Origin of the sequence: Lentibacillus halodurans, from assembly GCF_900112045.1 — a bacterium.
GTDB classification, from domain to species: Bacteria; Bacillota; Bacilli; order Bacillales; family Amphibacillaceae; genus Lentibacillus; species Lentibacillus halodurans.
The window spans coordinates 255450-277199 of sequence record NZ_FOJW01000003.1 but is presented as its reverse complement, the minus strand read 5'-3'; the positions used below and the strand labels follow the sequence as shown (position 1 = coordinate 277199).

19 protein-coding genes, 1 rRNA gene, 1 riboswitch and 1 other annotated feature are annotated in these 21750 nt (G+C 43.5%); of the genes, 7 read left to right on the top strand and 13 right to left on the bottom strand.

Features of this window, described 5'->3' with window-relative positions; genetic code table 11:
• Together BM195_RS05725 and BM195_RS05720 are read right to left on the bottom strand one after the other, a co-directional pair.
• Positions 1–437, bottom strand: a 16S ribosomal RNA gene (locus BM195_RS05725); the annotation flags it as partial.
• A gap of 379 nt (positions 438–816) precedes the next feature.
• Positions 817–1125, bottom strand: coding sequence for a rhodanese-like domain-containing protein (locus BM195_RS05720; protein ID WP_090234943.1), 309 nt, complete (start codon positions 1123–1125; stop codon positions 817–819).
• Between the two features lie 205 nt (positions 1126–1330).
• Here BM195_RS05720 and BM195_RS05715 point away from each other — a divergent pair, with 205 nt between their 5' ends.
• Positions 1331–2077, top strand: a complete 747-nt coding sequence (locus BM195_RS05715) for a hypothetical protein (protein ID WP_090234940.1) — start codon at positions 1331–1333, stop codon at positions 2075–2077.
• A gap of 142 nt (positions 2078–2219) precedes the next feature.
• Here BM195_RS05715 and leuS read toward each other — a convergent pair whose 3' ends face one another.
• A complete protein-coding gene (leuS, locus tag BM195_RS05710) occupies positions 2220–4634 on the bottom strand; it encodes a leucine--tRNA ligase (RefSeq protein WP_090234936.1) in 2415 nt (804 codons plus the stop codon).
• 120 nt (positions 4635–4754) lie between these two features.
• Positions 4755–4968: a binding site (T-box leader), on the bottom strand.
• A 128-nt stretch (positions 4969–5096) separates the two neighbouring features.
• On the opposite strand from leuS, the gene mnmM reads away from it, so the two are divergent.
• Positions 5097–5666 carry a tRNA 5-(aminomethyl)-2-thiouridylate-methyltransferase MnmM gene (gene mnmM, locus BM195_RS05705; protein WP_090234934.1) on the top strand — a complete coding sequence of 190 codons (570 nt, stop codon included), beginning with the start codon at positions 5097–5099 and terminating at the stop codon, positions 5664–5666.
• 21 nt (positions 5667–5687) lie between these two features.
• Here mnmM and BM195_RS05700 read toward each other — a convergent pair whose 3' ends face one another.
• Entirely contained in the window at positions 5688–6758 is a 1071-nt protein-coding gene (locus tag BM195_RS05700; RefSeq protein WP_244535672.1) for a tetraprenyl-beta-curcumene synthase family protein, read from the bottom strand.
• Between the two features lie 82 nt (positions 6759–6840).
• Here BM195_RS05700 and BM195_RS05695 point away from each other — a divergent pair, with 82 nt between their 5' ends.
• A complete protein-coding gene (locus BM195_RS05695; protein WP_090234931.1) occupies positions 6841–7362 on the top strand; it encodes a gamma carbonic anhydrase in 522 nt (173 codons plus the stop codon).
• 110 nt (positions 7363–7472) lie between these two features.
• On the opposite strand, the gene metK is transcribed toward BM195_RS05695, so the two are convergent.
• Complete coding sequence (metK, locus tag BM195_RS05690) at positions 7473–8678, bottom strand: methionine adenosyltransferase (RefSeq protein ID WP_090234929.1); 1206 nt, start codon at positions 8676–8678, stop codon at positions 7473–7475.
• Between the two features lie 243 nt (positions 8679–8921).
• Positions 8922–9028, bottom strand: a riboswitch (SAM riboswitch).
• A 199-nt stretch (positions 9029–9227) separates the two neighbouring features.
• On the opposite strand from metK, the gene pckA reads away from it, so the two are divergent.
• The 4 genes from pckA to BM195_RS05670 all read left to right on the top strand — a co-directional run bounded on the left by pckA (position 9228) and on the right by BM195_RS05670 (position 13707).
• Positions 9228–10817, top strand: a complete 1590-nt coding sequence (gene pckA, locus BM195_RS05685) for a phosphoenolpyruvate carboxykinase (ATP) (RefSeq protein WP_090234926.1) — start codon at positions 9228–9230, stop codon at positions 10815–10817.
• Between the two features lie 280 nt (positions 10818–11097).
• Positions 11098–12090 carry an ABC transporter substrate-binding protein gene (locus BM195_RS05680; protein ID WP_090234924.1) on the top strand — a complete coding sequence of 331 codons (993 nt, stop codon included), beginning with the start codon at positions 11098–11100 and terminating at the stop codon, positions 12088–12090.
• An 11-nt stretch (positions 12091–12101) separates the two neighbouring features.
• Complete coding sequence (locus tag BM195_RS05675; protein WP_090234922.1) at positions 12102–12911, top strand: ABC transporter ATP-binding protein; 810 nt, start codon at positions 12102–12104, stop codon at positions 12909–12911.
• Complete coding sequence (locus tag BM195_RS05670) at positions 12901–13707, top strand: ABC transporter permease (protein WP_090234918.1); 807 nt, start codon at positions 12901–12903, stop codon at positions 13705–13707. Before BM195_RS05675 ends, BM195_RS05670 begins: the two co-directional genes overlap by 11 nt.
• A 12-nt stretch (positions 13708–13719) precedes the next feature.
• Here BM195_RS05670 and ytkD read toward each other — a convergent pair whose 3' ends face one another.
• From ytkD to menD, 8 genes are all read right to left on the bottom strand, one after another.
• Entirely contained in the window at positions 13720–14220 is a 501-nt protein-coding gene (gene ytkD, locus BM195_RS05665; RefSeq protein ID WP_280141237.1) for an RNA deprotection pyrophosphohydrolase, read from the bottom strand.
• 222 nt (positions 14221–14442) lie between these two features.
• Positions 14443–15000, bottom strand: a complete 558-nt coding sequence (locus BM195_RS05660; protein ID WP_090234916.1) for a hypothetical protein — start codon at positions 14998–15000, stop codon at positions 14443–14445.
• Between the two features lie 115 nt (positions 15001–15115).
• Positions 15116–15433 carry a hydrolase gene (locus BM195_RS05655; RefSeq protein WP_342028015.1) on the bottom strand — a complete coding sequence of 106 codons (318 nt, stop codon included), beginning with the start codon at positions 15431–15433 and terminating at the stop codon, positions 15116–15118.
• 179 nt (positions 15434–15612) lie between these two features.
• Positions 15613–16443, bottom strand: a complete 831-nt coding sequence (locus BM195_RS05650; protein ID WP_090234914.1) for an ABC transporter ATP-binding protein — start codon at positions 16441–16443, stop codon at positions 15613–15615.
• Positions 16444–16568: 125 nt separating this feature from the next.
• Positions 16569–18023 (bottom strand): o-succinylbenzoate--CoA ligase, encoded by a 1455-nt coding sequence (locus tag BM195_RS05645; protein WP_090234911.1) that lies wholly within the window; start codon positions 18021–18023, stop codon positions 16569–16571.
• 323 nt (positions 18024–18346) lie between these two features.
• Positions 18347–19165 (bottom strand): 1,4-dihydroxy-2-naphthoyl-CoA synthase, encoded by an 819-nt coding sequence (gene menB / locus BM195_RS05640; RefSeq protein WP_090234908.1) that lies wholly within the window; start codon positions 19163–19165, stop codon positions 18347–18349.
• Positions 19166–19198: 33 nt separating this feature from the next.
• Positions 19199–20002, bottom strand: a complete 804-nt coding sequence (gene menH, locus BM195_RS05635; protein WP_090234905.1) for a 2-succinyl-6-hydroxy-2,4-cyclohexadiene-1-carboxylate synthase — start codon at positions 20000–20002, stop codon at positions 19199–19201.
• A 4-nt stretch (positions 20003–20006) separates the two neighbouring features.
• Positions 20007–21749 carry a 2-succinyl-5-enolpyruvyl-6-hydroxy-3-cyclohexene-1-carboxylic-acid synthase gene (menD, locus tag BM195_RS05630; RefSeq protein ID WP_090234900.1) on the bottom strand — a complete coding sequence of 581 codons (1743 nt, stop codon included), beginning with the start codon at positions 21747–21749 and terminating at the stop codon, positions 20007–20009.
• Between the last annotated feature and the right edge of the window lies 1 nt (position 21750).

The following is a 21750-nucleotide window of genomic DNA, read 5'->3' as shown; positions in this document are numbered from 1 at the left end:
CTTCTTCACTCACGCGGCGTTGCACCGTCAGACTTTCGTCCATTGCGGATGATTCCCTACTGCTGCCTCCCGTAGGAGTCTGGGCCGTGTCTCAGTCCCAGTGTGGCCGTTCACCCTCTCAGGTCGGCTACGCATCGTTGCCTTGGTGAGCTCTTACCTCACCAACTAACTAATGCGCCGCGGGCCCATCTGTAAGTGACAGCTCAAAGCCGTCTTTCAACTTCTCATCATGCGACCAAAAGTGTTATCCGGTATTAGCTCGCGTTTCCGCGAGTTATCCCGGTCTTACAGGTAGGTTGCCCACGTGTTACTCACCCGTCCGCCGCTCGTTCCACAAACGTCCATCCGAAGATTTCAGTTTGCTTCCCGCGCTCGACTTGCATGTATTAGGCACGCCGCCAGCGTTCGTCCTGAGCCAAGATCAAACTCTCCAATAAAGTTGTCATAAGACTGACACCGATCAGCCTTATCAATATCTCAGCTTCAAAAATTGATTCAGGGGTTCTAAGAAGCTCTCATCGGCATATAACCGATTTCTAGCTCCCTGCCTCTGACATCTGTTTAGGCATCTTTCTTGGCTGTTTTGTTCAGTTTTCAAAGAGCAAACACCGTCGTCTTTTGCCGACAGCATAAAAATTATATCACCATTGACGATGGCTGTCAATAACTTTTTTTGACCCTCATCAATGTCCAATTTATTTTGTTAGCTGTTTTTCAACAGCAAGATCAATATTACTACTGCAGCCAAAAAAAGTCAACAATCAATAAAAACAAAATCATCATGAATGGATAGAAATTTATTCCAGTCCAAGGAAGCTAAACAATCACTTCTCCATCCCAGCCCAGCATGCCGCCTTCCATATTGGATACCTTAAAACCACGTTCATCCATATATGATGCTGCTTTCATACTTCTATTACCTGACCGGCATACAAGAATATAATGATTATTTTTATCCAATTCATTTACGGAATAAGGGATTTTATCCAGTGGTATATGCTTGGCACCTTCGATCATACCTTGTGCTACTTCTTCATCTTCCCGCACATCCACAACAACGGTATCATTGTCTTCCTTCATCAATTTTTTCACTTCTTCAGGTGTTACTTTATTAATATGATCCATATTTTATCCTCCTATCTAAATAAACCTTTTCTACCTAGAGCCTCTTCACCATTTTCCGATCTTTATACAGTTGTTGTTTGATTGAAACATGGGTGGGCGATCCTTCAATGACAAGGTTTCCTTTTATTGATCATAACGTTTGGAATGTATAGTTTGCAACTATACAGCACAAAATATAGCAACTGCACATTTGAGGTGATATCAAATGAGATTGTTTACGTTTATCGCAGTGTTGATCGGTCTGTTTATTCCAGTCATCGCTGCGTCGGAGGAGGACAATCAACCTTCTTCACAGCAGCTTGCGGAACATCATAAGGATGTCACAGACGATTCTACTGAAGAAACGATTGAATTAGAAGGTTTATTATTTGCACCGGATTCAGATTACTATGCTGAAATATGGGCTGCCATTTCAGATAATGATGGTCAGGAATGGGAAATCCTTTACGAAGGTGGATATGAACCTGACATTCAATTCTATGACCTGAACCATGACGGTGTGAAAGATATATTTTACCAAAGTGCAACAGGCGGAAACGGTGGATTGCATCATTACCAATTGCACACATTAAAGAACAAACAATTACAAGAGATACCACTGCCAAAGCAGGAATACCTTCATGCCGAATTCAAAGATAATTTTCAAGCTGAAATACAAATTGACCATGAACAGGAACCAAATGTTGTCAATATCAAAGATCGGTCTTCTGAATATGTCCAACTCGGCATCTATGACGAAAACGGAAAACTGATTGACAATACATCGCCATTGATCGCCCCAATTGCTTTCTTTGAGCCTGTTGAAATCAGTGAACGCAAAGGATATGGCTTAAAAAGTCATCAGCAGATCAGTGGTGCATATCAAGCAGACGAATTGGGGACAGTTGAAACGTTATGGTATTACGAAAATGATAAATGGATTATTTTAAAGACGGAATGGGTGCCAGCTTAATCGATTTGATTTCAGAAGTGAGATCGAAAAAGTTTTTTCATACTTTCATCCTTGGTATTCTTATATACTGCCTTAAAACTGCAAGAAAAAGGATCTCTGCAACAATATCACAGAAATCCTTTTGATATGCTTCACCATATATTCAGTTTGCCACGATATTCACTAATTTTCCAGGGACAACAATCACCTTGCGAACAGTTTTCCCTTTAAGATGTTCCTGAATCCGCTCATTTTCCAGTGCTTGTTTTTCAAGCTCTTCTTTTGAAATGTCTTTTGCCACATTCATTTTGGCCCGGACTTTGCCCATAACCTGGAGGACAATTTCAACTTCATCTTGCACTAATTTTGACGCATCGTACTCCGGCCATTTTTCATAAGTGATGGTATCATCGTGCCCGAGCAGTTCCCACAGTTCTTCTGATATATGCGGAGCAACCGGTGAAAGCATTTTGACAAAGCCTTCTATATATGATTGAGGAATTTCATCTGCTTTATAGCATTCATTAATGAACACCATCAGTTGTGAAATGCCGGTATTAAAATGCAGGTGTTCAAAATCCTCCGTCACCTTTTTAACCGTTTCATGATAAATTTTTTCAAGTGAAGATGCCTCATTTGTATCCACAATCTTTTGAGACAATTTCCTATTCTCATTTACTACTAAGCGCCATACCCTATCCAGAAATCGCCGGGATCCGTCCAGGCCGTTTGTTGACCAGGCAACAGCTGCATCCAGTGGGCCCATAAACATTTCATAAAGACGCAATGTATCCGCACCATGTGATGAAATAACATCATCAGGATTCACCACATTGCCTTTTGATTTACTCATTTTTTCATTACCTTCTCCAAGAATCATACCCTGGTTGAACAATTTCATAAATGGTTCTTTCGTTGGCACAACGCCGATGTCATACAGAAATTTATGCCAGAAGCGGGCATACAGTAAATGCAGCACCGCATGCTCAGCACCGCCAATATATATATCAATCGGCAGCCATTCTTTGAGTGCTTTTGGATCGGCCAGCTGGTCCGGGTTATTCGGGTCAATAAACCGTAAAAAGTACCAGCAGCTGCCGGCCCACTGCGGCATTGTATTCGTCTCACGGCGGCCTTTCATCCCGGATTCCGGATCAGTCACGTTAACCCAGTCACTATTGGCAAGTGGTGATTCGCCTGTTCCGGATGGCTTCACTTCATCCAGTTCCGGCAATTCAAGCGGCAGGTCTGCTTCTGGTACGGCACTCATTGATCCATCTTCCCAATGTATAACCGGGATCGGTTCTCCCCAGTAACGCTGTCTAGAAAAAAGCCAGTCACGAAGACGATAGGTCACTTTCCCTGATCCTTTTTCATTGTCCTCTAGCCATTCAATCATTTTGGCAATGGCTTCATTTTTCTTCAGCCCGTTCAAAAAGTCCGAATTAATGTGCTTCCCGTCGTCAACATAAGCTTCCTTGGATAGATCACCGCCGGCAACGACTTCTTTAATCGGCAGATCAAATGTTTGTGCAAACTCATAGTCACGCTCATCATGCCCGGGAACTGCCATGATTGCCCCGCTTCCATAGCTCATCAGGACATAATCAGCAATCCAGATCGGCATTTTCTCATTTGTAGCCGGATTAATGGCATATGCGCCGGTAAAAGCACCTGTTTTTTCCTTCGACAGATCTGTGCGCTCCAGATCTGATTTTGTTTCAATTTTTTTCCAGTAAGCATTTACGGCCTCCTGCTGTTCTGGTGTGACTATTTTTTCGACAAGTGGATGTTCAGGTGCAAAAACAGCATAAGTGGCACCGAACAATGTATCGGGACGTGTTGTGAATGCAGTGAACCGTTCATCGTGCCCTTCAATGTTAAACGTGATTTCGGCACCTTCAGAACGCCCGATCCAATTCCGCTGCATATCTTTAATGCTTTCCGGCCAATCCAAGTCTTCCAGATCTCCCAAAAGCCGATCTGCATATTCGGTAATTTTCAGGATCCATTGCTTCATCGGTTTCCGGACAACCGGATGACCACCGCGCTCACTCTTGCCGTCGATCACTTCTTCATTTGCCAAAACTGTACCGAGCGCCGGACACCAATTGACCGGAACCTCATCCATATAGGCAAGTCCTTTTTCATAAAGCTTTGTAAAAATCCACTGCGTCCATTTGTAATAGTTCGGGTCTGTTGTATTGATTTCGCGGTCCCAGTCATAGGAAAACCCTAATTCCTTAATTTGCCGTTTGAACGTGGCAATATTGTGTTCTGTAAATGCAGCCGGACTGTTGCCCGTATCAATGGCATATTGTTCAGCAGGTAAACCAAATGCATCCCAGCCCATCGGATGAAGCACTTCATACCCTTGCATTCGCTTCATCCGTGAATAAATATCCGTTGCCGTATATCCTTCCGGGTGACCGACATGCAGTCCTACCCCCGAAGGATACGGGAACATGTCCAGCGCATAAACTTTTTCCTTGTCCGAAAAAGTATTCGTTTTAAATGTTTTATGTTCAGCCCAATAATTTTGCCATTTTCTCTCAATCTCCTGATGGTTGAAACTCATTGTATTTCCTCCTTGTATTCATTTGTAAAGCCAATGCAAGTTATCTTGAACAACGATATACCACCATGTCTTGTATAATTAGGGAAAATTTGCCTAATAAAAAAGCCACCCATCCCAAAAATGAGGGACGAGAAGCTTCTCCCGCGGTACCACCCAAATTAACACGACAATATGTGCTCACTTGTTTCCTTAACGCGGATTTGACGGCAAAGACTACGCAAATTCATCTCTGCAACTTAAAGGCGAGTTCACAAACTTTCAGGGACAGTTTTCACCGGCCACTGCCTCGCTTTACCTGAGTGAGTTTACTACTGATCCTTTTCATAGTCGTTCATTCCTATACATTTTGAAGTTTACCCAATATGGAAGTCTTTGTCAAGATAATACGGTGCCCATTCTTTCCATCGACACAGTGATCATGCTAAACTATGATATACAGTTAATAAAGGAGTACAGCCGATTATGCTAAAAGGAATCATAAACTATTCACATTATTTAATGGAAGGAGCCGTCAATAAAGGGGATACGGTCATCGATGCGACATGCGGAAACGGACATGATACCATTTTCCTGAGCCGGCTTGTCGGTAAGGATGGGCATGTGTTCGGATTTGACATACAGGATCAGGCCATCACAAACACCGAACGCGTTCTTGCGCAAAATGGTTTAACCAACACAACGATTATAAAAGACAGCCACAGCAACTTTGTGCACCATATACCAGTTGACAAACTGACAAGACTCGGCGGGGCGATTTTTAACCTTGGTTATCTCCCCGGAAGTGACAAATCAGTCATTACCCGAAGCGAAACGACCATATTGGCAATCGAGGGAATCTTGTCGCATATGAAACAAAACGGCATCGTCGTTCTGGTCGTCTATCATGGACATAATGGCGGGGACCTGGAAAGGGAGCAGCTTATGCGCTACGTACGCCTGCTGGATCAGAAACTTTATCACGTTCTGTACTACGGTTTTATCAATCAAAAAAACGATCCGCCGTTTATTCTGGCCGTCCAAAAAAGAAACTGATATACAAAGCCCGGGTTCAATTCATGACCGGGTTTTTTGCTTCCAATGATACAGTTTTGTATTCCAGTGAAAAAAACGTGCCTGATAACCGCTTATTTGCAGTAAGCAGCTGGTCATTTCCCCCCCGCCATCAAGCTTCTTTACTTTAGGATCTCCCAGATAGAGGCCTACAAGCCCGTGATGGACCATCTCGTGAAAACGCCGGTCCGGAAGCGCCTGAATATGACTGTCTGCTTGATCGATGAAATATCTGAACCGTTCTTTCATAAGTTGCTGACTTTCAAAATAACTGCAAAAATTCAAATCTCCCTCAATCTTATCCTCCTGCTGGTCAATATAATAATCCAGCAAAATATGCAATCCCTGCATAAACGGGAAGTAGGCGGCAGTTACTTGTTCTGCCAGACTGGCTGTCATTTTCCCGCCCAATGCATAGGAAACAAGGCAAAAGATTCCTAGCGTTGATCCTGCAGCCGCTGAAAATTCATACCAGAACAATGATGACCCATGCTTATTTTCCCCATACCAGTTAACCAACCTTGGAATGCGTTCTTCCTCTTTGACATGTTTATGTACCTGTAAGTCAGCATATAGCTGTTCAAGTTTCAGCAAATGCTGGCGGATGGCATCGTGTACTTCCAAACGCCGCATTGTTTTTTGACACGTGCGTACCAAGTCTGCCAGATACTCCCCATCCGACTGCTCCGGTCGTAATTCATAATAGTTTCGAATCGGGTTATCCGTGCTGAGTGCATCAGCCATCGCTTCATGCAGCAAACGAAAATCATTCGGATCCAGTGAAGTACTTCGGTCACACAGGTTGTCCAAATAATCACTGATCGTCTGATATGCGACAATAAACCTGATCGCTTCATGCCAGCCGAAGCCGGCAAGGAGCGCATACACAGCACCACCCAAACAGTGGAACCGTTTCGAGTCTATGCTTGCCAATGCCTGCTGCCGCAATTCTTCATTCGGTATTTCACCTGCCCGTTTTTGCCAGAAAGCCAATTCCGTATTAACCACCGGAAAAATTTTACGGTAGACGGCTGTCATTAATGTAAAAGGTGTTTTCGGTATGTTGTATGCCAACACCCATTCCTCCGATCATTCGGTACAAATCAGAATTATTTGCTATACTACATATATCACCATACTTTAAAGGGGGATTCAAATGATTCAATCGTACAAACACAAACAGCCAGATATTCACCAATCCGTCTTTATCGCACATGATGCTGACGTCATTGGTGATGTGACAATTGGTGAACAGTCAAGTATATGGTTTCATACCGTGATTCGCGGGGATGTAGCACCGACAAGAATCGGAAAAGGCGTTAATATTCAGGATTTATCCCTCGTTCATCAGAGCCCGGGTTTGCCGGTTACGATAGAAGATTATGCGACGGTCGGACATCAGGTTACATTGCACGCATGCACTGTCCGCCACAACGCCCTTATCGGTATGGGATCCATTATTCTGGACGGTGCGGAAATCGGAGAGAACGCTTTTATCGGTGCAGGAAGCCTTGTACCACCGGGTAAAAAGATCCCGCCGCATACACTTGCCATGGGGAGACCAGCAAAAGTCGTCCGTGATTTGATTGAAACAGATTATCAGGAAATGGCGCGTGTTTATCAATCATATGTGGAAAAGGGACAATATTATAAAGAGCTGTCAGATCATCTCGACTAAGCGGTTGACATGAATTGATTCTTTCGTTAATCAGCGATTTTCCAGCTTTTATCATTGTTTGATCCATCGTTCAAAAAAAGATGCGGAACCATCCGCATCTTTCCTGATTTTCACGATTCACTTTTCACCAGTGCCTGCAACTCCTCCGTTTTGTCGGTTTTTTCCCATGAGAACAGGATATCTGTTCTGCCAAAATGACCATATGCAGCGGTATTTTTAAAGATTGGCTTTTTCAGATCGAGCATACGGATGATACCGGCTGGACGAAGGTCAAATATTTTCCGGATTGCCTTTACAAGTCCCTCTTCGCTCACAGTACCCGTACCAAACGTATTGACGGAAATCGATACGGGTTCTGCGACGCCAATTGCATAGGCAAGCTGCACTTCACATGTTTTTGCCAAACCTGCTGCCACAATATTTTTCGCAACGTAGCGTGCTGCATAAGCTGCCGAACGGTCGACTTTCGTATAATCCTTTCCGCTGAATGCGCCACCGCCGTGACGTGCATAACCGCCATATGTGTCGACAATGATTTTTCTGCCTGTCAGTCCTGCATCACCCTGCGGACCACCGATGACAAACCGGCCGGTCGGATTAATGATATATTTGGTTGTTTCATCCAGCAGGTTCGCCGGCACAACCGGACGAATCACATGCTCAATCATATCTTCCTCAATTTGTTCTGTTGTCACATCCTGATGATGCTGTGTCGAGATAACGATTGTATCCACTCTGAGGGGAACATCATGTTCATCATATTCAACCGTGACCTGCGTTTTGCCATCAGGACGCAAATAGTCTAACGTATTTTCAGTGCGTATATCAGCTAGCTGTTTGGCCAGCTTGTGTGCCAAGGAAATCGGCAGCGGCATCAGTTCCTCTGTTTCATTACACGCAAAACCAAACATCAGCCCTTGGTCACCAGCTCCAATGGAAGCAATTTCTTCATCGTTCATTTTCCCCTGCCGTGCCTCCAAAGCGGTGTCAACACCGCCGGCAATATCAGGTGACTGCTCATCAATCGCCGTCAGCACTGCACACGTTTCAGCATCAAAGCCGAATTTTGCCCGGGTGTAGCCGATATCTTTAATCGTCTGGCGAACAATCGCAGGAATATCCACATATGTCGTTGTTGTGATTTCTCCCGATACCAGTACCAATCCTGTTGTAACGGTTGTCTCACATGCAACACGGGCATTTGGATCCTTTGCTAAAATTTCATCCAATATCGCATCTGAAATTTGATCACAAATTTTGTCCGGATGTCCTTCCGTAACAGATTCAGATGTGAACAAACGACGTTTTACAGCCATGTGGCCATATCCTCCCTTAAGTATGGTACGGAACTCTGTCTTTTCAGTTTAAATTTATGGGAAAACCTGGTTTATCGCCAAGCTTTATGGCGAAAGCCAACGTTTCACTTATGCAGATATGGAAGCTTTATGCTTTCCTATCTGGTAAAAAGTCTATTCACCACTTAGTCTTTGGTGACCAAACATCCTTTGAAAACAAAAAAACCTTCCCTGCACGATGAGGAAAGGAAATGAGGCCTTTCGCTCTTATTGATCAAGGATTTACCTTGCACCAGATTAGCACCTTTTCACAATTTGTGATGGTTGCCGGGTTTCATCGGGTCTGTCCCTCCACCAACTCCGAATAAGAGAGTATCCGCTCGCATTTAATCGTATCGAATTCCCCATGTGATGTCAACTTTTTTACGGAGCTCATAACATTCACATGGAAATTTCATATAATTATTTATAAAATTAGTATGGACTAATTTATTTAATGTGTTATACTAATAAACAAATTTAGATGATCAGATTGTTTTGACTGAATCCATTAAAAGGCAGGTATTTAAAATGAAAACGAAAGAAGAGGCACTTTTAACACAAGACTTGCTTACCCATCATCATATACAGACGAACCTTGCAGTGCCGCAATTAGTCGAAAAAATTCTTTCACGCAACGAAGGTGTCCTGAGTGCTACCGGAGCAGTTTGTGCAACCACTGGAAAGTACACAGGCCGTTCACCGAATGATAAATATATTGTACGTGATGATGCCTGTGAACAATTGATTGACTGGGGAGACGTAAACCAGTCCATCGATGAAGCATCTTTTGACAAACTACTGAAAAAAGTTACGGCTTATTTGCACGATAAAGATGAATTATTCCATTTCAGAGGATTTGCGGGGTCTGATCCAAACCACCGGCTGCCGATCGAAGTTTTTAATGAGTATGCATGGCACAATTTGTTTGCACGTCAATTATTTATTAACCCGACAGACGAGGAATTAAAGGCACATCAGTCTGAATTCACCGTTATATCTGCTCCGACGTACAAAGCGAATCCGGCAGTTGACGGTACAGATTCCGAAACATTTATCCTGATTTCATTAAAAAAACGGATCATTTTAATTGGCGGAACCGAGTATGCAGGGGAAATTAAAAAGTCGATTTTTTCAGTGATGAACTACCTGTTGCCGCAAAAAGGTATTTTACCGATGCATTGTTCGGCAAACGTCGGTCAGGAAGGGGATGTCGCCTTATTCTTCGGTCTTTCCGGAACAGGTAAAACAACGCTGTCCGCCGATCCATACCGGCTTCTTATCGGTGATGACGAACATGGCTGGAGTCCAAACGGTATATTTAATATTGAAGGTGGCTGTTATGCAAAATGCATCAACCTGTCACAGAAAAAAGAGCCGCAAATATACAATGCTATCCGTTTCGGCTCCGTACTGGAAAACGTCATCCTGAATGAATCATCACGTGAACCGGATTATGAAGACACATCGTTGACAGAAAATACACGGGCGGCATACTCGCTTGAAAATATCGATAATATTGTTTCACCAAGTGTTGCGGGTCACCCGAATACGATTATTTTCCTGACAGCAGATGCATCGGGTACACTGCCCCCAATCAGCAAGCTGACAAAAGAGCAGGCAATGTACCACTTCCTGAGCGGGTATACAAGCAAACTGGCCGGAACCGAACGCGGCGTAACCCAGCCGCAAGCGACGTTTTCCGCTTGTTTTGGCTCACCGTTTCTGCCGCTCCCACCATCCAGATATGCTGAAATGCTCGGTGAAAAAATTGACCAGTATCATTCAAATGTATTTTTAGTAAATACTGGCTGGACCGGCGGATCGTATGGTGTCGGAAAGCGCATGAAACTTTCTTATACGCGCGCAATGATCCACGCTGCGCTGGAAGGTGAGCTGAATCATATCGAAACAGTAATGGATCATATTTTCGGTCTGGAAATCCCGATGCATGTGCCGGGTGTTCCGGATGAAGTATTGGTGCCCAAAAACACATGGACCGATAAGGAAGCATATAAGATGGAAGCACAGGCACTCGCCATGAAGTTTCATGACAACTTCAGTAAATTTACACACGCAAGCGAGACAATCCGTAACGCAGGTCCAGTATATAAAGGATAACTTTATCATTTTGTTTCCTCATCCCAAAAGGATTTAACATATGAAGGAAAATATAGGTAGCTTCATGCTGACAGCCGGTCTCGATAATGGAGGCCGGTTTTTTTGTCAGAATGCAACTTGATCACTTTTTCTTATCAATCGGCTATTCCCATCTGAAACAGCTGGTTCATTATTTTCTTTCCACGCTGATATCCATATCTTTGATCTAGGCATTCACACATTTTTTGAAAAGGCATAATATGACGACATAAGATAACTCAACGTGAAAGGAACGAATACTATGGTTAAGCGTTTCGGTTTTGCTTTATTATGTTGTTCATTGCTTATTTTTACGGTAGCTTGCAGTTCCGCCAATGAAAAAACGACCATCCATTTGGCTGAAGTGACACGCTCGCTGTTCTATGCTCCGCAATATGTGGCAATCGAACAGGGATTTTTTGAAGAGCAGGGTATCGATATTGAGCTTCAGACAGCGTGGGGCGGTGACAAAACCATGACTGCCCTTTTGTCAGAGGGAGTGGACGTTGCACTTGTTGGATCGGAAACATCTATCTACGTACATGCACAAGGTTCAAGGGATAAAGTCATCAACTTCGCTCAGTTAACCCAAACAGATGGCACTTTTCTGGTTGCTAAAGAACCTAAACCTGATTTCACATGGGAAAAACTCAAAGACAGCACTTTTCTAGGGCAGCGTGTTGGAGGCATGCCGCAAATGGTTGGCGAGTATGTACTGAAACAGCATGACATTGATCCACATAATGACTTAAATCTATTACAAAATGTTGATTTCGCTAACATACCAGGTGCTTTTTCATCCGGTGATGCCGAATATGTTCAATTATTCGAGCCAACCGCCAGTACATTTGAGAAGGAAGGGAAAGGTCATATTATCGCCTCATTTGGTGAAGAATCCGGCCATGTTCCCTATACAACATTTATGATAAAAGAAAGCTTTCTGAACGAAAATGAAGAAACGATTAAAGATTTCACAAATGCTATCTATCAGGCACAGCAATGGGTACAGGAGCACAGTGCAGAAGAAATAGCAGAAGTTATCCAGCCTTATTTCGAGGATACGGAAAAAGAAATACTCGCGTCTTCCATTGACCGTTACAAAAGCCAGGGGTCATTCGCAACTGATCCAATTCTTGATCAGGAAGAATGGAATAACTTAAAGGACATAATGGATGAAGCCGGGGAACTGCCGGAAGATGTTCCATATGATGATCTTGTCAACACAACCATTGTTGAGGAAGTAATCGGAAACTAAGGAGGATAACGATGTCATTTCTTACCTTAGATCATGTGTCACACCACTATTTTTCCAATAGAAACTATACTAAAGCACTCGACGATATTTCTTTTACCGTCAAAGAAGGTGAGTTTGTTGCACTGCTCGGGCCAAGCGGTTGCGGGAAATCAACGATCCTTTCCATAATTGCAGGGATTATTAGACACACCGCAGGCGAAGTTTATGTAAATGGTCAGCCGCTGCATAAGGCTGAACTGGACATTGGCTATATGCTGCAGCAGGATTATTTGTTCCCATGGAAAACTATCATTGATAACATTCTAATCGGACCTAAAATTAGACATAACCAATCCAAAGCAACAAGAGAAAGAGCACTCGGCTTACTCAGTCAGGTAGGGTTATCCGATATAACAGAACATTATCCTGACTCCCTTTCTGGGGGGATGCGGCAACGAGTTGCGCTCGTACGCACACTAATCACAAATCCTGAAATATTGTTATTGGATGAACCTTTTTCAGCCCTCGATTATCAGACGAAATTAAAGTTGGAAGATTTGATTTGGGACCTCTTGCGAATATACAGCAAAACTTCAGTTCTCGTAACACATGATATTGGTGAAGCCATTGCCATGAGTGATCGTATTATTTTAATGGATGCCAATCCAGGTTCGATTGCCAAAACGTTTGAAGTGCCGCTGGAACTTCGTAATGAGACACCATTTCTAGTAAGGAGGCATCCAAAGTATCAAATTTTATTTGATAAAGTTTGGGCGAAATTGAATCAAAATGAAGAAAGTTCGCTGCAGCAGAAGGTGGTGGAATCCTCAAATGAAACATGAAGCCGATCACCACTTGTTTGAAAACTATAAACGGAACCTTAAGCGTGAGAAACGCTTTGTCTTTGCCTGGCAGATCAGCTTATTCGTTTCTTTTTTCGGATTTTGGGAATTAGCCAGCAGAATGTACTGGATAGATCCTTTAATATTCAGTTCACCTTCTGAAGTCTATACAGTTCTGGTGGAAAAGTTTGCAGATGGTTCCATCCTGACTCATCTCCAGGTAACATTGTTTGAAACGGTCCTGGGATTTCTGATCGGAACTGCTCTCGGTATTGTCATGGCTACCATCTTATGGTCATCCGAGCGATTTTCCAAAATCATGGATCCATATTTAGTCGTTATGAATGCAATGCCTAAAGTTGCTCTGGGACCAATTATTATTGTAGCGATGGGACCAGGTTATCTGTCTATTATTGCAATGGGAGCTATCATCTCGGTCGTCATTACGACATTAGTTGTCTATTCCGCTTTTAGGGAAGTCGATCCAAACTATGTGAAGGTGTTAAAAAGTTTTAAAGCAACTCGGGGACAGATTTTTAAAGAAGCTATTTTCCCTGCAACCATTCCCACTATGATTTCAACATTAAAAGTTAATGTCGGTTTATCATGGGTCGGGATTGTCGTTGGAGAATTCCTCGTATCCAAAGAAGGCTTAGGCTATTTAATCGTTTATGGATTTCAGGTATTTGACTTTTCGCTCGTTATGTCTAGTTTGCTCCTTATTGCCATTTTTGCAGCGTTAATGTATAAAGTTGTGGAGCACATCGAATCATTTTTAATTAAACATACCAGATGAGGGAAACGGCGCTCATTGCCGGTTCCCCTGGCACTCTTTTTTAATATATTCCATGCAGTGCTTCAGTACGTCATCCTTCATGACAAAACTGTATTGCTTATTGTGTCTTACATTCCAAGGAATACATGCGAGCCTAATAGGTCCTTCAGTTTCATAATATGTATGCTGTACAACCAATTCAGCTATTTCCGCAAAATAAACATTTTTCACAATGGTGCCGCCTTTACCGGCCACAATATACTGTCCTACATATTGGATGAATTCAACTACTCCACCTGTTTCTTCCTTCACTTCCCTGACAGCTGCTTCTCTGGCGGTTTCATTTTCCTCTACCTTACCGCCGGGGAATTCCAGCCCGCGCTCCTTGTGTTTGGTCAAAAGCCATTTATTATGATACTGACAAATCACCCACACATGTTTCGGGTTTCGGGAAAAAGGATGATCATCAAACGATAATGTTACCTCATTACAATAATAATCCGTGAATCTATACATGATTTCAACTGCTTTCATAAAGTGAATCTTCAATCAATGGAGGGATTACTTTCCCCCCGATGATTGTTAGATGAACTTATCAGGCATTTAGTACGCACAGGGCGTGCTAGTGCAGGCGTTGCGACAGAACGTCGTGAACTTAGCCTGCCTGGCAGTTGATCCACTACAATTTTTATGCATTTACCCGGAAGATTGGATCGTGGATCTTACTGCCAGTTACACACGGGATGTTCTGATCATTTAAGTATGGTTTATATCTGCTATCCGCCATTGACCATTATACCATGTGAATTCAAATCTAACGGTATATGTTCCATACAAATCTGTTGTATTTTCCTGTACGACTTTCATGGTGTTGTAATCTTTTTGTATCATATCATAGTCATGATGTTCTTGAAACCATGGCGGTGTCTCTGTCGGTTTGAGGTATAGGCCGTCTGACGTTTCATGAAAATAATACTGAACATATTCTGACGCAACCTCTTTCGTTGTTATGGTTTCAAATTCCTCCAATAAAGCACGCTTCGAATCAAAATGGATGACTTGATTCATCTCATCCGTTTCCTGTACAAGCATGTCCATAAACCGATCTGTTAAGGATACAATTTGATCATGGGACAACTCCCGTTTAAAGGTTTCTTTCTCCACTATTTCCGATTTGACATCAGCTGCTTTTGCCATTTGACGATTTTGATCCTGGTTAATTGCCAATGCTGGCCGGATGGCAAAAAATAACGATAGTATGATCGCAATACCCATCATGAAGCTTACATACCTAATGCTTTCTCTTTTTAACATAACACATCTCCCCTTGTATGATATATAAGCCTGCTTTTGGTATACTATTCCTCTTTTTTTGTCCGGATTAAACCAAAAAAGGAATAAGATTTTTGTCTTATTCCTCATTGCCCGTTCACATGTGGTTATCACCCAGAACACCCATATTCTCGATATGCTTTTTTGTTTCTTCGTTACCCAGTTCGTAAATCATCTGAAAGGCATCTGTTATGCCGGTATCATAATCATCATTCGATTTATCATTATGGTATGGCATAATCGGCACATGCGCACGGAAAAACGCATGTATATCCGATGTATGCATGCCATCCAGCCTTTGCCGCAAAAGGCGAACCTCATCTTCTGTGGCGTAAATAACAAACTCATTATTATTATCATATTCAATTTGTGATATTTCCTGAGTTCCTAAATTAATATAAAATTTCTTTTTCACTATGCGCACCTCCTGTTATTAACTTGCCTTAAAACAGGATATATTATGAATGAAACGACGTATTGTTTTCCATAGAAAAGATGGGCAATGGCTAACGCATATTAGCTTTCAATTTTCACAGATTTTTGAAGTAAAAAATCCCATCAGCCTGGCTGCTCAGGCGATGGGATTATATTTTTTCAGTTGGCTGCCGGCTGCTGAAGTCCGGCTTTATCAGCCAGTATACAGCGACCCCTACCGTGCGGTATGCACATCGGTGTTCCAAACATCGGATCAAACGTTACATCGCATTTCATTTGAAACACTTCATGTACGAGATTGCACGTGACTATCTCTTCCGGCTTCCCTTGAGCAAAAACATCTTTGTCCTTAATGGCAACAATATGATGTGCATAACGGCAGGCCAGATTCAAGTCGTGCAGTACCATAACAACGGTACGTCCGTCTTTTTCATTTAACTCAAACAAAAGATCAAGCACATCAATCTGGTGTGTCATATCCAAATAAGTTGTTGGTTCATCAAGCAAGATTGTGTCCGTTTCCTGAGCCAGTGTCATAGCAATCCATGCCCGCTGCCGCTGCCCGCCGGACAATGAATCAACCGGGCGGTCCTTAAATTCCAGCATATTCGTTGCTTCAAGTGCTTGATGGACAGCATCTTCATCTTCTTTCGACCATTGCTTCAAAAAGCCGCGGTAAGGATGTCTGCCTTGTTTGACAAGCTCTTTAACGTTCAGTCCATCAGGTGTTGCCGGACTTTGCGGTAAAATGGACAATTTTTTTGCGACTTCTTTTGTATCCATTTTCGCAATATCTGCACCATCTAGTACAACATCGCCTTCCTTTGGCTTTAACAGGCGAGCCAATGAACGAAGCAATGTAGACTTCCCGCAGCCATTACTGCCGATAAATACAGTAATTTCACCTTTGGGGATTGTTATATTCAAATCATCAATGATTATGTCGTCACCGTAACCAAGCGTTAAATCCTTCGCTGATAACGTCTGCATCGGAATCTCTCCCTATGTCTTGCATAGTCTTCGCACCATACACACACAAATATGTAAACAGATGTGCATGTTCCCGAATTTATCAATATATTCTATCTACATTTTATTTGGTTTTTGGCCATAAGTCAATGACTTTGAGAATCATTATCAATAAGCCGATCAGACAATTTGCTTCGTACCAGTTTGTTGGAGGCGTTTCGCGGCAGTTTATCCAAAAAGTAGATGTCCTTTGGCACTTTATATCCGGCAAGTTTATGCCGGGCGAAATCCAGAATATTTTTCTCAGAAACAGATGGATTACACGCTACCACAAAAGCAACAGGGATCTGTCCCCACTTAGCATCTGATTTGCCGACGATACCAACTTCTAGAATGCCCTCCATCGAGGACAGCACGCTTTCAATTTCCGTAGGGTAAATGTTCTCACCGCCAGAAATAATCAGATCTTTGCGCCGGTCAACAACATATAAAAAACCTTCCTGATCTGTATAGCCGAGATCACCGGTTGCCAGCCATCCATCAGTCAAGGCTTGTTGGGTTGCCTGCTCATGATTAAAGTACCCCTTTGTTACCATCGGACCTTTAACCTGAATTTCACCAACCTCATGATCTCCAGCATTAATTTTGAGCTGGGCTGGAAACAACGGCTTCCCGGATGAGCCAAGTTTTTCCATAGCATCAACCGGACTAAGTGTCACAATTTGCGATGACGTTTCTGTCATCCCGTACGATTGAAAAACAGGCACATGCCTTGCCTTCGCTTGCTCAAGCAATGATTTCGATGCAGGACCGCCGCCGAGCAGCATACAGCGGAATGTATCAGGATAAGTGCTGTCACCTAACTGCGTAATCAGATCTTTTACCATCACAGTAACAACCGAAGCAATTGTGACTCCTTTTGTCATGATCGCATCATGAACGAGCTGTTTGCTATATTTTTCCATTAAGTAAACCGGGATGCCATAAATGACACTGCGCAGTAGGATTGATAAACCGCCGACATGAAAAATCGGTAACACCGCAAGCCATTTATCCTGGTTGCTGAGGCCAAGATTTAACATCGATCCGATCGCACTCCACAAGTGATTGCCGTATGTATGAATCACACCTTTTGGAAAACCGGTTGTACCTGATGTGTAAATGATTGTGAAATTCAAATCCAAATCGATTTCCGTATAGAGTTCACCGGTATGTTCCGGGAGCATCCAAACATCAGAAAACGTCTGTACCGCTGCATCAAGTTCCCGATCATGCTGCTGAACCAGCACAAACGCAGCATCGGCATCATGAATCTGGTAATCCAATTCCTGTTCCGTTAATCGGGTATTCAACATAACAGCCACTGCACCAAGATATGTTAATGCATGAACAGCTATTACCGTATCAATATGATTGGCAGACAGGATTCCGACTTTTGTTTCTTTTTGTACACCAAGCCCCCTTAGTCTCCGGGCAAATGACTGGCTTTTATCATGCAGCTCCAGAAAGGTATAGATTGTTCCGTCTGGAAGTTCGACAGCCGTTTGATTCGGGGCAAGATCTGCCTGTTTGGTCAGCCAATGGGGAACGATTTCAGCCATATATATTACCTTCTTTCACGTAAAAATCACATCATCTTCAATTAGTCGGGCACATCAGACGCTGGCGTCATGATGCAACACCTTTGTGAACCGCATCGCGCAGGCGTTGTCATAAAACGTGACGAACTTAGCCTGACTGACAATAATTTCGACTTATTCAACATGACCTCTCCTGCCAGTCTTGAGGCGAAGATCTTACTGCCTGTTATCTACAGGCGAAAAATAGTCCTGATGTTGAACAGCAGTTTCATGATACACGTGCTCCATGCAATGAAAAACCTTTGCCATTAAGCAAGCAAAGGTTTTCCAAAAATACTTTTGTATTACGGAAAACGCGGGAATTGTTTAAAGTCCGGCTTCCGTTTTTCTTTAAATGCATTGCGGCCTTCTTTTGCTTCATCGGTTGTATAATAAAGCAATGTAGCATCGCCGCCCATTTGCTGCAATCCGGCAAGACCGTCTGTATCTGCGTTGAAAGACGCTTTCAGGAATCGAAGCGCAGTCGGTGATTTTTCTAACATTTCTTCACACCATTGCAATGTTTCCTTTTCCAGTTTCTCAAGCGGCACGACAGTATTCACGAGTCCCATTTCATAGGCTTCATCAGCATTGTATTGGCGGCACAAATACCAGATTTCCCGGGCACGTTTGTGACCGACCATCCGGGCAAGCAAGCCGGCACCGTATCCAGCATCAAAGCTTCCAACTTTCGGACCGGTCTGACCAAAAATCGCGTTATCAGCAGCGATTGTCAGATCACAGACAACATGCAGCACATGACCGCCACCAATTGCATAGCCGGACACCATCGCTACGACAGGCTTTGGAATCGTGCGGATGAGGCGCTGCAGATCCAGCACGTTCAAACGCGGAACCTGGTCATCGCCAACATATCCGCCGTGGCCGCGTACAGACTGATCACCACCGGAACAGAATGCCTTGTCCCCTGCCCCTGCCAAAATGATAACACCAATTGATGAATCATCCCTGGCATCGGCAAACGCATCAATCATTTCATTAACGGTAAGCGGGGTGAACGCATTGCGTTTTTCCGGACGATTCATAGTTACTTTGGCAATACCGTTATACTTTTCATAAATAATTTCCTCATACTGTTTAACTTCTTCCCATTGAACAGTCATCATAATCCTCCTTGTCGTCAATATGTACTGCATTTATTGGATGGAATGCAGAAACCCATTTACTATTTTACCAAAAGTCGCATGCTGTTCCACATGAATTGCATGACCAGAATTTTTAACAGTTACATGGTCGGCTGAAGGCATCAGCTTTACCATTGCTTTGTTGATATCCATGAATTTCCGATCAAGTTCCCCAGTCACCAGCAAAACAGGCGTATTCAGATGCTGCAATTTTTCCCACCAGGAAGGCTGTGCCCCTGTTCCCATAAACCGTAATGACTGGGCAAGTCCCTCCTCTGAATGCGACAGGCGTTCCGTGCGTATTGTTTCCCGTACAGCTTCCGGTAACTGTTGCTGGGATTGAAAAAGAGGCATATTTTCCCAGTATTTAACGAAGGCCTCTATTCCTTCTGCTTCAATACGCTGTGCCAGTTTTTCGTCATTGTTCCGGCGGTTTTGCCGTTCTTCTTTATCAGCCAGTCCGGGTGAGGTACTTTCCAATGTCAACGACTTCACGCGTTCAGGATAAACAAGCGCAAATGACAGTGCTGTGCGACCGCCCATGGAATAGCCGATAAGATGTACGTTTTCCCATTGTAAATAATCCAGTAAACGGGCTAAGTCCCAGCAAAAGGCCTCCATCGTTTTTGGGGGATTTATGTCCGTTTTCCCATGACCTGGCAAGTCAATCGTGAGCGTCTGACAGTCATTCATCATGTTATTCACAATATTTGCCCATGTTCCGGTCGTACCGGTGAATCCATGCAGGAATACCACAGGTTCCCCATCACCGTTCAGCTCATACCAATACGCTGTATCATTCACCGTCAAATACACGTGATCATTCCTTACCCTGCAAAAGTGCCTTCTCGATATCCCGCCACTTGCCGCGGTGCCATTCCATATTGGCTGTCCGGTCTGTTTTCACTTCAATCACCGATAAACCATCGTATTGATAGCTTTCTTTTAATGCCTGTTTCAGTTCCGATACAACAGCCGGCTGCTGGTAAGAGCCACCATACATGCTAACAGCCTGGTGAAAATCAATATCCAAAGGCGTACCGAACAATGTCTCAAAATGCTGTGTTTGATTGGCTTGCGGCAAGAAAGAAAAAATGCCGCCTCCGTTATTATTGACCACAAGAATTGTTATGTTCAGCCCATAATGTTTCGCCGCCAGCAGTCCGTTCATATCATGGAAAAAGGACAAATCACCGAGCACAAGCGTGACAGGTTTCCCTGCAGCTGATGCGCCCAAACCGCTGGACAGCATGCCATCGATGCCATTGGCACCACGGTTTGCCAGCACGTCCACTGACTTATATGTCGACATGAAAAAAGTGTCCAGATCACGTACTGCCATACTGTTGCCGACATAGATACTGCTTTCATCCGGGATAACCTCCATCAAACTGCGAATCGCCTCTCCTTCTGTGATCGCATCCATATCGTCGGATGACAGCAAATGATTTTTCGTCGTTTGATTCATCTTTTGCCAAGTATTCAGCCATTCACTTTCGTCATTACCTGCGGCGAATTGACTTGCCAGATCATGACATAACTGCGTTGCATCGGCATAAATCCATTCCGTCTGATTACCGGATGGCTCTCGGTAACCGGCAGTATTTTCCACAACAAATTGGGGAATATCACTGTGTTCCTTTACATAAAAAAGATAAGCTTTGGATACCGGCATGGCACCAAAACGAATGATAAAATCCGGCTTGAGCTGTTTCCGGATTGCTTCACTTCTTAATATTGCATCATAGCTCTCGATTAGCACATCTTTATTGTGGTGCCCTGCCCTCACCTGTGATAATGGATCAGCAAGAACGGGAAGCTGCCATTTTGCTGCAAAATCCGTAACAGCATCGGCAAATTCTTTATCAGTTTGCGGACCACAGACAATCAGCCCTTTTTGCAAGGACCGTAATCTCCTGCTGAGCTTATCAAGCTGCTCCCGATCCAGTCGACGTTTTCCATCAACCGCAGCATAAAAAGAGCGTTCATTTCGTTCTCCCCACAAACGTTCTAATGAAAAATCAGGAATCAATGGTTCACGGAATGGAAAATTCAAATGAACCGGACCTGGATTGCCTTCATTTGCTGTATGGGTTGCCCGTGATGCTTTATTGCGTGCATAAGTCAGCATGCTGTCATCAGCTTCAGGGAGTGCCATTTCATGAAACCATTTGGCATATTCACCGTATAATTTGATTTGTCCGATTGACTGCGGCGCCCCAACATCACGCAATTCATGCGGCCTGTCAGCAGTCAAGACAAGCAGCGGCACCCGGCTGTAGAAGGCTTCAACAATCGCTGGAAAATAATTGGCAGCAGCGGTTCCTGATGTACAAACAAGGGCCACCGCACGTTGTTTTTTCTTGGCCATTCCCAATGCAAAAAAAGCTGCAGACCGCTCATCAATCACAATCCATTGGTTCATGTCAGGATATTCGGTCATTGTCATGGCTAAAGGTGTTGAACGTGAGCCCGGTGAAATAACAACATCTGTCAGTCCGCTTCTGGCAAGTTCGTCCACAAAATTGGCTGTATAACGTGTTAATTTTTCGGTATGTTCCAAA